This is a genomic window from Cyclobacterium jeungdonense (assembly GCF_010994275.1).
Classification (GTDB): domain Bacteria; phylum Bacteroidota; class Bacteroidia; order Cytophagales; family Cyclobacteriaceae; genus Cyclobacterium; species Cyclobacterium jeungdonense.
In genome coordinates, this window is record NZ_WMCD01000002.1 from 576,389 (window position 1) to 589,778 (window position 13,390).

9 protein-coding genes are annotated in these 13,390 nt (G+C 47.2%); 6 read left to right on the plus strand and 3 right to left on the minus strand.

Translation table 11 applies throughout. The features are described from left to right. Positions 1 to 49: 49 nt before the first annotated feature. Together GKS34_RS07405 and GKS34_RS07410 are read right to left on the minus strand one after the other, a co-directional pair. Complete coding sequence (locus GKS34_RS07405) at positions 50 to 463, minus strand: hypothetical protein (RefSeq protein ID WP_163384160.1); 414 nt, start codon at positions 461 to 463, stop codon at positions 50 to 52. A gap of 58 nt (positions 464 to 521) precedes the next feature. Beyond that, positions 522 to 992 (minus strand): hypothetical protein, encoded by a 471-nt coding sequence (locus tag GKS34_RS07410; RefSeq protein WP_163384161.1) that lies wholly within the window; start codon positions 990 to 992, stop codon positions 522 to 524. A 305-nt stretch (positions 993 to 1,297) separates the two neighbouring features. Here GKS34_RS07410 and GKS34_RS07415 point away from each other — a divergent pair, with 305 nt between their 5' ends. The 6 genes from GKS34_RS07415 to GKS34_RS07440 all read left to right on the plus strand — a co-directional run bounded on the left by GKS34_RS07415 (position 1,298) and on the right by GKS34_RS07440 (position 12,032). Then, entirely contained in the window at positions 1,298 to 1,861 is a 564-nt protein-coding gene (locus tag GKS34_RS07415; RefSeq protein WP_163384162.1) for a Uma2 family endonuclease, read from the plus strand. Between the two features lie 234 nt (positions 1,862 to 2,095). Then, positions 2,096 to 2,509, plus strand: a complete 414-nt coding sequence (locus GKS34_RS07420; protein ID WP_163384163.1) for an HYC_CC_PP family protein — start codon at positions 2,096 to 2,098, stop codon at positions 2,507 to 2,509. A 124-nt stretch (positions 2,510 to 2,633) separates the two neighbouring features. Continuing rightward, on the plus strand, positions 2,634 to 6,452 hold the full coding sequence (locus GKS34_RS07425; protein ID WP_163384164.1) for an efflux RND transporter permease subunit: 3,819 nt from the start codon (positions 2,634 to 2,636) through the stop codon (positions 6,450 to 6,452). 281 nt (positions 6,453 to 6,733) lie between these two features. Beyond that, positions 6,734 to 8,053: a TolC family protein gene (locus GKS34_RS07430; protein WP_163384165.1), complete on the plus strand. Its 1,320-nt coding sequence runs from the start codon at positions 6,734 to 6,736 to the stop codon at positions 8,051 to 8,053. 137 nt (positions 8,054 to 8,190) lie between these two features. Continuing rightward, a complete protein-coding gene (locus GKS34_RS07435) occupies positions 8,191 to 9,990 on the plus strand; it encodes an efflux RND transporter periplasmic adaptor subunit (RefSeq protein WP_163384166.1) in 1,800 nt (599 codons plus the stop codon). 50 nt (positions 9,991 to 10,040) lie between these two features. Beyond that, positions 10,041 to 12,032, plus strand: a complete 1,992-nt coding sequence (locus GKS34_RS07440; RefSeq protein ID WP_163384167.1) for a copper-translocating P-type ATPase — start codon at positions 10,041 to 10,043, stop codon at positions 12,030 to 12,032. 160 nt (positions 12,033 to 12,192) lie between these two features. On the opposite strand, the gene GKS34_RS07445 is transcribed toward GKS34_RS07440, so the two are convergent. Beyond that, on the minus strand, positions 12,193 to 13,269 hold the full coding sequence (locus tag GKS34_RS07445; RefSeq protein ID WP_163384168.1) for a DUF6340 family protein: 1,077 nt from the start codon (positions 13,267 to 13,269) through the stop codon (positions 12,193 to 12,195). Positions 13,270 to 13,390 lie beyond the last annotated feature (121 nt).

The following is a 13,390-nucleotide window of genomic DNA, read 5'->3' on the forward strand; positions in this document are numbered from 1 at the left end:
CGCAAAATTCATCCTTTCAGGTTGCCTATCCAGGTTTTCGAATCCGAGCTTAATTGATTTTTGCTGCCTTCAGGACTATATATTCTGGATCCGCATACCGCAATAAATGATACAAAGGAAGAAAAGCGTTACACGGATATTGCAAACCAATGTTTTCCTGCGACTTCTGATAGGAAAATCTCATTTTGAACATGCCTCGACCCGCTGCTGGGAAAAAGTAACTTAAAGAACTGTGCCATTCCAGTGGAACATCAAACATATCGGTTGGTACCCCAAACAGCATTAAGGTATCCGAGTTAGCACCTATGGTTGCAACCAGATAGCCTTTGCCTTCTCCTTTACTTGTCATTACTGTAGCATCGCGAAGGCAGGGATGGTGGCCAATCAAGTACCCTTCGGCCTGAAAGACGGGTGTTTCATCGTAATCCCGGCAAGCACCAAGAATCGACAAATGGAAAACCATACCTACCCAAATCAACCAATTGCCTGTAAAAACTGCATTTGGCTTGATCTTGAAAAGTCTAATTTTCGAAAACCTTTACTTTAATCTCATCCTGAGAAAAATCAATGGGAATAACACCGAAACAATAAATAATACCTATCGTGTTAAAATCAGAACGATCAATATTTATTGTATATACAAGTTCAGTTTCATTTTCTAAATAGAACCCCTGATCCCTAAAGTAGGGATAATTCATAGATTCAATCCTAGCAACCAAAAGGAAAAATTTATTAAAATCTATCTCAGGAAGTTCAACAGAACAGGAAACCAGCACATCAAAATCTTTTTTGTCTGTGATCCGGAGATATTGCTGATTTAAAAAATTCATTTCAAAATTCTCCCTCAAACAATTGCTTGAATACATCCAATAGGTATCGACAGGTATCTCAATTTTAGGAGGTTCTTCTTCCCGATTAACACAGGAATGAAATGTGAGGACTATCCCCACTAGCAGCATCCACTTGCTTAAAAAAACGGTGATTACCTTCACTTTAATCTAGTATAATTGAAAACCAACTCCGGGCAAAATGTAAAATATATTTAAATATATAGTTTAAATTTTTGCTTTCCTAATCGCCAGAGCTGCCTATTTTTAGGATGGAAAATCTTAAAATCGCTATTCGAAAAAGGAAGACCAATCCCGCTGTTGGTAGTTTCGATGCTAAGCAATAAAAAGCAGATCAGGTGGTAAGGGGGAATCGTGTACCTTCAAATAGGTTATCGAGGCTTGCACCAATGGCGGATTTGCACAAATATTAGTATCTTTAGAAACAATCCCTGATTCGTTTACCAAAAATGGAAAAGCCACCAGATAAAGTCAAAGAACCTTTTTCCGCATATGGACGCTTTTCCTATGCGGATTACCTTTCCTGGCAACTGGACGAGATGGTCGAGTTGATCCGGGGAAAGGTTTTTAAACAGGCAGCGGCTGCCCCCAGAAGGGTGCACCAGGAAATTTCTATGGTCCTTTCAAATAAACTGTATGAATTCCTAAAAGGAAAGATCTGCAAAGTATACGTGGCTCCTTTTGACGTGCGCCTTCCGGTTTCCTCCAGAAAGCATGAGGACATCGATACCGTGGTGCAGCCGGACATTTGTGTGGTATGCAATCCGGAGAAATTGGACGAGCTAGGCTGTGTGGGTGCCCCGGACCTTATCGTGGAGATCCTCTCTCCGGGAAATAATAAGAAGGAGCTGCAACTGAAATACGAGGTGTACGAAGCCTCCGGTGTAAAGGAATACTGGGTGGTACATCCCGACGAGCGCAGCTTGCTGATCTATACCCTGGGCAATCGGGTAAGTTCCCAGGCACTTACGGGGTTTGAATTAAATCTGGATGAGGTGTTTGGGGAATTGTAAGTCAGACCACAACTATAAGATCATGGCTTAACTTGGAAGAATTGGAGAACCGGTATCCCGTTCACCTCCTAAGGGTTGGGATACCTACTTCTATTTCTGAAATAATGGGTAACTCTATAACAATTTGAAAAAATTACGTAACTTTTTGGATCAAAATAGCGGTATATTTGCTGTCACCAGTAATTAATCACTCGAAAATCAAAAATAGTGTACATTTGATAATCGGGTAGTAGTATGAAGGTCTTGAAAAACATAGCGTCCCTATTCCTTTCCCTGTTGGTCGTGCTTAGTTCCATGAGCTTCACGGTCAACATGCACCTTTGTATGGGAGAACTGGAAAGTGTGCGCTTAATGAGTCAGGCGCCCGCCTGCGACATGCACAGCAAATCCTGTCATGCGACTCTTCCGGACAAAAGCAGCAAAGACGATTGCTGTGAAGATGAGAAACGAATCCTGCAAGGGCAAGACGAATTGAGCAAAACTGCTGCTTTCCAGAAAACCCAACCTGAGCTTGTCGCTGCTCTTTCTTTACTTGTCTCCTACTTTTCCGCCAGCACTGAACTACCGCTTATTGAGGCGATTGAGGTTTATATCCCTCCACTCCTTCCCCGGGACATCCCGGTCCTGATTCAATCCTTCCTTATTTAATAATTTGATGTAATCGGAAACCTGCCTGGATGCTCTATCCCGGCTTCCCGAATTCCCATGCCGTTTCCTTTATAATCCAGGGAACCCTTTCGGCAATTTCCAACGATCATCAAATTAGAAAAAAATGCTCAATCGAATTATTAAATTCTTTTTAGAGAACAAGCTGGTTACCGTACTGCTCCTGCTACTTATCATTGGCTGGGGGATCGCAACGGCTCCATTCAACTGGCAGATTGATTTCCTGCCGCGTGATCCCGTGCCGGTAGATGCTATTCCTGATATTGGTGAAAACCAGCAAATCGTCTTTACCGAATGGATGGGCCGCAGTCCACAGGATGTAGAAGACCAGATCACCTATCCGCTGACCACCACCCTTTTGGGTCTTCCTGGCGTAAAAACGGTGCGTAGCAGCTCCGCTTTTGGGTTTTCCAGCATTTATATCCTCTTTGAAGAAGACATCGAATTTTACTGGAGTCGTTCCCGGGTATTGGAGAAGCTCAATGCATTGCCTGCAGGCGTGCTTCCTGAAGGGGTACAGCCCCGCTTAGGCCCGGATGCCACGGCATTGGGACAGGTGTATTGGTACACCCTCGAAGGCAGGGATGAAGCAGGCAATCCTGCCGGTGGCTGGGACCTGCATGAATTACGGGCTGTTCAGGATTTCAACGTTCGCTATGCACTCAGCAGCGTTTCGGGTGTGGCAGAAGTGGCTTCGGTAGGAGGCTACATCAAGGAATACCAGGTAGATGTGGACCCCTCGGCCTTAAAGGCCTTCGACGTAACGCTGATAGATGTTGTCCAGGCATTAAAAAACAGCAACATGGACGTAGGGGCTAATACCCTTGAAATCAATAAGGTGGACTATTTCGTCCGTGGCCTGGGCTATGTGGAAAAACTCAGCGATCTGGATGCAGCTGTGGTAAAAGTCAGCGATAATGTTCCCATACGTATTCAGGATGTGGCCCGGGTTACCATCGGTCCCCAACCCCGGAATATGACGGGCATCCTTGACAAAGCAGGCGCAGAAGCGGTAGGTGGCGTGGTCATCGCCCGCTACGGGGAAAACCCACTTGCCGTGATCCAGGGGGTAAAGGAAAAAATAGAACAACTCTCCGGTAGTTTACCCAGCAAAACACTGGAAGACGGCAGGGTTTCCCAATTGACAATTGTTCCGTTTTACGACCGGACCGGGCTCATTTACGAAACCCTGGGCACCCTCTACCAGGCCATCAGCCTTCAGGTTTTGATTTCCATTCTGGTCATTATGGTCATGGTGTACAACCTTCGGGCTTCGCTGCTAATTTCCGCACTTTTGCCCCTTTCCGTCCTGATGTGCTTTATTTTTATGAAATACCTGGATGTGGATGCGAATATTGTCGCCTTGTCCGGTATTGCCATTGCCATCGGCACCATGGTGGACCTGGGCATTATTCTGAATGAAAACATCCTGCGCCATCTCAGGGAATCCGATCCTGCAGAATCCAAACTTAAAATAATCTACACGGCAACAACCGAAGTAGCCTCTGCCATACTCACGGCGGTGAGTACGACCATTATTAGTTTTCTTCCGGTTTTTACCCTCCAAGCAGCAGAAGGAAAATTGTTTGGTCCCCTCGCTTATACCAAAACTTTTGCGCTGATCGCTGCCGTTATTTTTACCTTACTTATCATGCCGGCTTTTAGCCATTGGATATTTTCCATTCGCAAAGGAACCGGAAAATCCGCCAGGATAGGCAGTTTTATCCTGCTGATTTCCGGGGTTCTCACCTGGATTTTTGTTTGGTCCTGGGCCGGATGGGTGCTGGTAGGTTTTGGATTGATAAACCTGGCGCTTTACTATTTTCCTGAAAAGGTAGAACCCTGGCGGAATTTGCTGAAAGTAGGATTCACCTTGCTTTCCATCGCCTGGCTTCTTGCCGGAGAATGGATGCCCCTGGGTGTTTCGCGCAGCCTGCTGACCAACTTTCTGTTTATCGGAATCATCATCGGCTTGGTATTGGGCGCATTCTTGCTGTTCATGCATTACTATTCCCGAATACTTGGCTGGTGCCTGGACAACAAAGGTCGGTTTATAATGGCTCCCCTACTGGTTATTGTAACAGGACTCACCATTTGGCTTGGTTTTGACCGTACCTTTTTCCTGGTACCAACGGCCATGGAAAAAGTAGGCTGGAATATTCGGAACAGTTCCATCTGGGAAAGCATGACAGCTACATTCCCTGGCTTGGGAGAGGAATTTATGCCCAGCCTGGATGAAGGCACCTTTCTTCTGATGCCTACCTCCATGCCCCATGCGGGAGTGGAGGCCAACCGGGAAATCCTTCAAAAACTCGACATGCTGGTCAGCGCCATCCCGGAGGTGGAAATGGTGGTGGGAAAAGCAGGAAGGGCCGAAACAGCCATTGACCCGGCTCCCATGACCATGTTTGAAAACACCATCCAATACAAAAGCGAATACGCCAGCGATGAAAATGGAGAACGACTCCGATTCAGGGTGGACGATAATAACCGGTTCTTGTTGGAAAACGGAGAATCGTATGATCCGGAAGCCAACAGCCCTGAAAAAGTATCCATTGCCCAGCTCATCCCGGACCCGAAAGGCGCCTATTTCAGGCAATGGCGAACACAAATTCAAAGTCCAGACGATATTTGGGATGAAATCATTGCAAAAGTCACTATTCCCGGCGTCACCTCTTCCCCCAAGCTACAGCCCATTGAGACCCGGCTGATCATGCTGCAAACCGGCATGCGGGCACCTATGGGAATCAAGGTGTATGGTCCGGATCTGGAAACCATTGAAGCATTCGGTTTCGAATTGGAAAAATTACTAAAAGAAGTGCCCTCTGTCAAAAAAGAAGCTGTTTTTGCCGATCGGGTAGTGGGCAAACCCTACCTGGAAATTGATATTGACCGGGAAAAAATTAGCCGGTACGGATTGAATATCGGAGAGGTGCAGGATTTCATTGAAACAGCCATCGGAGGTAAGCAGATCAGCACTACCGTGGAAGGAAGGGAAAGGTATCCCATCCGGGTACGCTATGCCCGGGAATACCGGGACGACCCCACCGCTATCGAAAACATGCTTTTTCCTACACCAGGAGGAGCCTATCTTCCCCTAAATCAACTAGCTTCCATTAGCTACCGGCCGGGACCAGGCATGATCAAAAGCGAGGACAGCTTTTTAGTGGGGTATGTATTGCTAGACAAAATGCCGGGATTTGCCGAAGTGACGGTGGTGGAAGATGCGCAGAAATACCTGCGGGAAAAAATCGACAATGGTGAGCTAACAGTGCCTCCCGGTATTCGGTATGAATTTTCAGGCAACTACGAAAACCAGATCCGGGCAGAAAAACGGCTGTCCCTGGTCATCCCACTTTCCCTGATTATCATCTTCCTGATCCTGTATTTCCAGTTCCGCTCGGTTTCCACTTCTTTGTTTGTATTTGCGGGTATCGCCCTGGCTTTTGCCGGTGGATTTCTAATGCTGTGGCTATATGGGCAAAACTGGTTTCTGAACGTGGATATATTAGGAACTTCCATGCGTGAGTTATTTCAAATGAAGACCTACAATTTAAGTGTGGCGGTCTGGGTTGGTTTTATTGCCTTATTTGGGATTGCCACAGATGACGGGGTGGTCATGGCCACCTACCTGGATCAGAGCTTTGAAAAGCACCAGCCAGAAAGCATTCGGGAAATCCGACGAGCCGTCTTAGAGGCCGGACAGAAACGCATACTGCCCTGCCTTATGACGACTTCCACCACGCTGTTGGCCCTTTTGCCTATACTCAGCTCTTCAGGTCGGGGTTCCGATATCATGATTCCCATGGCGCTGCCTGCATTTGGAGGTATGTCCATCGCCTTGCTTACCTTGTTTCTAGTCCCCGTGCTGTATTGCTGGAGAGCGGAGAGCAAGATCAGTCAGGAAGGGGGTTCTGAGTCTTGATTGGAGGCTGGAGGTTAGAGGTTTAACAAAACAAAATGGTTATCGATGGTACAGAAATTAAAAGATTTAGAAGTGTATGTACGGCATTTGATTTGGCCATGCGGGTGTTTGAATTAACCCAATCCTTTACTAAAAAAGGGGGTTATTCACCGATGATAATAGGCAAAATGATCACAAATCAGCAGAAATCGAGCATGACGCAAGCGACCCACGGAGGGATGATTATAAAGCATGCGAAATTCCATATGGCCGCTTAAAGACAATTATAAACATATGAAAAAATGGAAAAGCATATAAAAGTTAGGGATTGGAAGTTGGTAGCTGGCAGGTGGCGGCGCCGGGTGACAAAGTTTGGAGGCATGATGATCTTGGCATGGTTCGCTGGGCAGACGCTCCAGGCGCAAACGCTGGAGGATTACGTGGAGCTCGCACTCGAAAACAATCCCGAACTCAAAGCCTATGATCAGGATTACCAGGCAGCCTTGGAAATGGAAACCCAGGCAGGCACTCTGCCCGATCCGGAACTAAGTGCCGGGATTTTTCCAAGACCTATGGATCGGCTTATGGGCAGGCAGCATGCGGACCTGCAACTCATGCAGCCATTTCCATGGTTTGGAACCCTCAGCACACAGAAAGAGGCCGCCAACCAACAAGCACTCGCCACTTTTCAGGGATTCAGGGAGGCTAAAAACCAGCTAATCTATCAGGTAAAGTCTTCCTGGTACCAACTGTACCGGCAGAAGGAAGAAATCCGGATTACGGAGGCACACACCGCTATTCTGAGAAGGCTGGAGCGACTTGCTTTGGTCCGATACCAGTCGGAAGGGAGTACAGCAAACCCTTCGCCGGGATTCGATGGTATGAGCGGGGTTTTGAGGTTAAAAATGGAAATCAATGAATTGGAAAATAACCTTGCCAACCTGAATCATTCCCAGGAGGCACTGATCGAGGCATTTAATCATTTACTTAACCGGGACCCAGGGGAGCAGGTATCTTTGCCTGATACCTTACAGGCAACTGCCTTAACCTGGGGAAGTCAGGAAAACCCGGAAAATATCACCCGTGAAAACCCCAGGTTAAAACAACTGGAAGCCGCCGAGTCTGCCATGCAGTACCAAAAAGAATTACAGGTATTGAAGGGGAAACCCATGATGGGCGCAGGGATTAGCTACATGCCTTTTAGCCCAAGAACCGAAAACGGAATGAGAATGGGCGGTCGGGACATGGTGATGCCCATGGTCAAAATCAGCCTTCCGATTTTTCGAAAAAAATACAAGGCCCTGGAACAAGAAAGCGAATATCGGGAGGAAGCCATCCGGCAACGTAGGGAAAACACCAGCAACCAATTACTATCCGAGTGGAGTCAAACGCTTAACGATTGGGAAAATGCAGAACGATCGGCAGCCCTTTACCAACAACAGATCAACCTGGCCAACCAAACCCTGGAGTTACTGACAAACAAGTATGCCACTAACGGACAGGACTTTGAGGCTTTACTGGAGATACAGCGTACGGTATTGGATTACCGGTTCAAGTTGGTCGCTGCCATTGTCGACCTGCACTTGCTGGAAGCACAATTGGAAAATTTAGCGGGCTTATAATAATGGTTTAATGATAGAACGGTTTGATTATCGGATTATGAAAAAGAGGAATGAAATTTTAGAGCTGAGTTTTGAGTTTGCTCTGCAGGTAATCGAATTTTCGGAATTGTTAGAGGAAAAAAGAAAATTATATACAGATGAAAAAGCTTAATAAACAGGTGTTGGTATTTACTGCGATTGGAATCATCCTGGGCTTCCTGTTAGCAACGCTAATCAGCCCATCCGATGATCAAACCATCAACACATCATCACATCAACACATCAACACATCAGATGATCAATCCATCGAATCATCAGAAATCTGGACCTGCTCTATGCATCCGCAAGTACGGCAACCCGAACCGGGTCAATGTCCGATCTGCGGTATGGACCTGATACCAGCATCAACTACCGGAGGCTCGGGCAGTTCCTCTCCTGCTGTACTTGAAATGAGCGAGGCGGCCGTTGCATTGGCTGAAGTTCAAACGTTCACCGTAAGGGCAAATGAAAGTGGGAACGAGATATACACTACAGGTAAAGTTCAGGCGAATGAACGAAGCCGCTCTACCCTTGCTGCCAATTTTCCCGGTAGGATCGAACAACTCTTTATTAATTTTACCGGTCAAGCTGTCCGGAAAGGAGAAAAATTAGCGGAAGTATATTCACCCGAACTGGTAAACGCCCAAAAGGAATTGTTGGAGGCCACCAAAACCAAATCCGATTTTCCCGACCTGTATGCGGCTGCGAAGCAAAAGTTACGTTCCTGGAAAATTACCCCTGAGCAAATTGAATCCATAGAATCCGGAGGAGAACTTATAGAACGCTTTGCCGTCTTGGCAGATCGTTCGGGAATTGTCATCCAAAGGAATGTTGCGGAAGGGAATTATGTAACTACCGGAGAGCCCCTTTTTGAAATCGTAAACCTGAGTGCTGTTTGGGTTATGTTAGATATTTACGAACAGCAACTTCCATTCGTTCGAAATGGAGATAAGGTATCGCTGACAGTAGAAGGAATTCCTGGAGAAACGTTTGAATCAACGGTTTCCTATCTGGATCCTTTTATTGATCCTGATACCAGAACTGCCCAGGCAAGGGTGGTGTTGAATAATCCCGGAGACCGTTTAATGCCGGAAATGTTTGTGAATGCCAACATTCAAAGCAGTGGAAATCTCGGTGAAGGAACCCTAAGCATACCCCGAACGGCCTTACTTTGGTCTGGAAATAGATCTGTCGTTTATGTACGGGTTCCGGATGCGACCTACCCTACCTATGAAATGAGAGAAGTAAACATCGGGCCTAGAAATGGGGAAATATACCCCGTATTGGATGGTTTGCAGGTAGGAGAAGAAGTGGTGAGCAATGGCGTTTTTTCCATCGATGCCGCCGCCCAGTTGGCCGGTAACTACAGCCTGCTAAATCGGCCAGAAAGTAAGACAATCGAGGTCTCATCTGCCTTTCGTCAACAGCTTACCGTTTTGGCGGAGGCCTATTTTGAGCTAAAAAATGCATTGGTAGCGGACGATACCGAGGAAGCCAGGAAAGCCAGCCAACAGGTGGGTGTAGCGTTGAGTAAGGTAGAAATGCACCTGGTTGAAGGGGATGCGCACGCGCACTGGATGGAATTAAAAGCTGAAGCCGAAAACGCGCTTCAAGGCATTCGGGAAGCATCGGGTATTCAGGCAGTCCACAAGCAATTTATGGTTCTTTCGGAAAGTATGCTGGAGATTACCGAATCCTTTGGTCTGGAAAAAGACAAGGTGTACCGGCAATATTGTCCCATGGCTTTTGGTGACCAGGGGGCCTTTTGGCTGAGCGAAACCGAAGAAATACGCAATCCCTATTTTGGCGAGGACATGCTACGCTGTGGAGAAGTACGAGCGACCTATGAAAAGGGAAAACCGGTTATGCAGAAAAACAGCAATGCCGGCACACCGGCTGGGGGCGGGCACAACCACTAACCCAATGCTTCCATTTACTTCAATGAACTGGAAATAAACGAAAAGCAATTATGAAAGAAGAACACGAACAACACGAAAAAAGTCATAAGAACCACTCCCACCACGATCACCACGCCATGATGATCAAAGACTTTAAGAAGCGATTTTGGATATCACTGGTGTTAACCATTCCGATATTGGTGCTTTCCGAAATGATTCAGCAATGGCTGGGATACACCCTTTCCTTTACGGGAGACCAGTACGTACTATTTGGCTTATCCACAATCCTGTTTTTTTATGGGGGCTGGCCATTTCTGAAAGGACTGGCTGATGAACTCCGGGAAAAAAATCCGGGAATGATGACCTTGATAGCCGTCGCCATCATCGTTGCGTACGGCTACAGCACCGCTGTGGTATTTGGTCTGGACGGAATGGACTTTTATTGGGAACTGGCGACACTGATTGTGGTGATGCTATTGGGACATTGGATAGAAATGAAATCCGTGATGGGGGCTTCCCGTTCACTGGAACTACTCGTGAAACTGATGCCAGCCGATGCCCATTTGCTGGATGGAGAGGATGTAAAAGAGGTGAAGGTAAGTGAATTAAAAAAAGGAGATCGGATTCTGATCAAAGCCAATGAAAAGATACCCGCTGATGGGGTTATAGAGAAGGGAGAAAGTCACCTGGACGAGAGCATGATCTCCGGGGAAAGTAAACCCGTAAAGCGATCCAAAGGGGATGAGGTTGTGGGAGGTTCTGTAAACGGCAACCAATCCCTGGAGGTTAAAGTCCAGAAAACGGGAGAAGAAAGTTACTTAAACAAGGTAATCGGCCTGGTAAAGGAAGCGCAATCCAGTAAATCCAAAACCCAACACCTCGCGGATAAAGCGGCTAAATGGCTTACCTTTATCGCGCTGGGTGCGGGTACGGCTACCCTGGTGGTCTGGCTACTCATGGGCAAACCATGGGATTATGCCCTGGAACGAATGGTTACCGTAATGGTCATTTCCTGCCCCCATGCCCTTGGACTTGCCATTCCATTGGTGGTGGCCATCTCCACCTCGGTCTCGGCCGGAAAAGGCCTGTTGATCCGGAACCGAACGGCTTTTGAAAATGCCCGGAAAATAACCGCCCTGGTATTTGACAAAACGGGAACACTCACGGAGGGCAACTTCGGTGTTTCCAGGTATGAAAGTCTGTCTGAAGATCTCAGCGAACAGCAGTTGCTGGCTTTTGCCGCCTCTCTGGAGCAGGGATCGGAACATCCGATTGCTCAGGGAATCGTGAAAAAGGCCAAAGAAGAAAAGCTGGATCTACATGAGGTTAGCCAGTTTGAAGGCCTTACTGGAAAAGGGGTACAGGGAGAAGTGGATGGCGAATCCTGGAAAGTGGTTAGCCCGGGGTACCTGGAAGAAAAAAACATCTCTCTACCAGAGAAATCCCAATCCGACAAGGCCGAAACCATCGTTTTTATCCTCAGAGGAGAAGACTTGGTTGGTTTTGTGGCACTGGCAGACAAAGTCAGGGAAGACAGCTTGCCGGCCATCAAGTCGCTAAAGAAAGCAGGAATGAAGTTATTTATGGCCACCGGAGACAATGATCAAACCGCCAAAGCAGTGAGTGAGGAATTGGGATTGGATGATTATTTCAGCGAAGTCCTGCCGGATGAGAAAGTGGACATAATAAAAAAATTGCAGAAAGACGGCTATTTTGTTGCCATGACCGGGGATGGTGTAAACGATGCCCCTGCCCTTGCCCAAGCCAATGTAGGCATCGCGGTAGGTTCCGGCACGGATGTAGCCGCCGAGACCGCCGACATTATCCTGGTGAATAGTAATCCCAAGGACATTGCACAATTGGTTCGGTTTGGTACGGCTACCTACAAAAAAATGATCCAAAACCTGGTTTGGGCCACCGGCTACAATGCCGTTGCCCTGCCACTGGCCACCGGATTTATTCCCGGCCTGCTGATCAATCCTGCCGTGGGTGCCATCTTTATGAGTTTGAGTACCATCATTGTAGCCGCCAATGCCCAACTGTTGCGAAAGCAAATGGATTGAGCAGTGAGGCTCAACAGAAATAAAATTTATTCTTTACAAAGGCAAAGAAAAATTCACCCTGCTGATCCGAATGATGGTTTGTTCCGTGTTTCTATCCAGAATAGTAGTGGCAGGTGGACAGTCGACCAAATGCTGTTTTCGCAAAAATAGCCCTGGCTTTTTATTCCGTCAGTGGCGAAGCTAATTGCTGGCGCAGCCTGTCTTCTTCCATCATTCGCTGATCCAACTCCCGGGCATAGGTGCGTCCGCCTTTGAATGCAAATTGAGTATAGGCCTTTCCTGCCCATTCCTTAGCCTGAGGCAAATCTCCTAAAACCTCATAGGCCAACGCCAGGTTGTAGCATAGCTTTCCATGTGTTTTGGCATCGGATGGCTGTGAAAGGCCGTCTTTCCAGGCTAAAATCGCCTCTTCCCACTGGTCTACCTCTGCATACCGGGCTCCTATACCCAACGCAGGGTTATCCTTGGATTTACCATAATAGGAGCGGTTGATGGCCACATACATAGGCGCGACCCTACGGGCATAAGCGGCGCCGGCTAGCTGTCCCACGTAGCGGGTGGCCTGCGCTTTATCGATCATAAGGGCCAGTGCCTGGGTTTTCGTCTCTGCTTCGGCTGACCAGGTATTCGTTTTCGAAAAGTCTGCCTGATCTACGAGCGTGCCCGAAGCAGGATCATACAAGCGGAACCCTACCTGCACGGAAGCGAGTCCTTCCGCCAGTATTCCCGGTACTTCGATGGTTCGTTCCTCATTTCCGGAACCAACCTGTTTTTTCAAGGTTACCTTTTTTTCAGTAACTACAAAATCCGAATCGAATTTTTCCAGCGTAAGCACCCCATCTGCCTGGTATTTTTCGCATAAATAATCGATTTGCTCCCAAGACAATGGTTGGGGGAAAGCCTGGCCAAAAAGGCCTCCCTTCAGTCTTTCGCTTGCCCGGATGATTTCATAGCGGGGAGAAGTAGTAAGTTCTTGCTGAATGGTAGCCATAGTCCCATCGATGGCATTTCGGATTTCAAAAGGAGCCTCTCCAGTTAGGATGCCTTCAATAATGGCCACGCCTTGACTTTCCGGAACCGTTCGGTCCACTAGTAATAAGCGTTGCACGTGATTGGGAACCGGAATCTCCGCCGGCATCAGGCGGGTGAGGGAAACATTTTTGGTACAAGAAGCCAGGATAAAAAAGGCCATAAAAAAACACCCAAAACCTAAAATCCAATTTTTTGAAGCACCCATAGATCGTTGTGAAATTTCGTCAAATTTACGGAATTAATGGTGCCAAAGTTTAAAATTTATCGAAAAAATTACGGGACCACCTCAAAATCGAAATGGCCCCGTAATGCTGTGTTACTATAGA

Excerpts from the sequence above, each read along its gene's own strand:
- GKS34_RS07405 (WP_163384160.1), bottom strand. The coding sequence starts at position 463 with ATGGTTTTCCATTTGTCGATTCTTGGTGCTTGCCGGGATTACGATGAA.
- GKS34_RS07415 (WP_163384162.1), top strand. The coding sequence starts at position 1,298 with ATGGAAAAGCCACCAGATAAAGTCAAAGAACCTTTTTCCGCATATGGA.
- GKS34_RS07420 (WP_163384163.1), top strand. The coding sequence starts at position 2,096 with ATGAAGGTCTTGAAAAACATAGCGTCCCTATTCCTTTCCCTGTTGGTC.
- GKS34_RS07425 (WP_163384164.1), top strand. The coding sequence starts at position 2,634 with ATGCTCAATCGAATTATTAAATTCTTTTTAGAGAACAAGCTGGTTACC.
- GKS34_RS07430 (WP_163384165.1), top strand. The coding sequence starts at position 6,734 with ATGGAAAAGCATATAAAAGTTAGGGATTGGAAGTTGGTAGCTGGCAGG.
- GKS34_RS07435 (WP_163384166.1), top strand. The coding sequence starts at position 8,191 with ATGAAAAAGCTTAATAAACAGGTGTTGGTATTTACTGCGATTGGAATC.
- GKS34_RS07440 (WP_163384167.1), top strand. The coding sequence starts at position 10,041 with ATGAAAGAAGAACACGAACAACACGAAAAAAGTCATAAGAACCACTCC.
- GKS34_RS07445 (WP_163384168.1), bottom strand. The coding sequence starts at position 13,269 with ATGGGTGCTTCAAAAAATTGGATTTTAGGTTTTGGGTGTTTTTTTATG.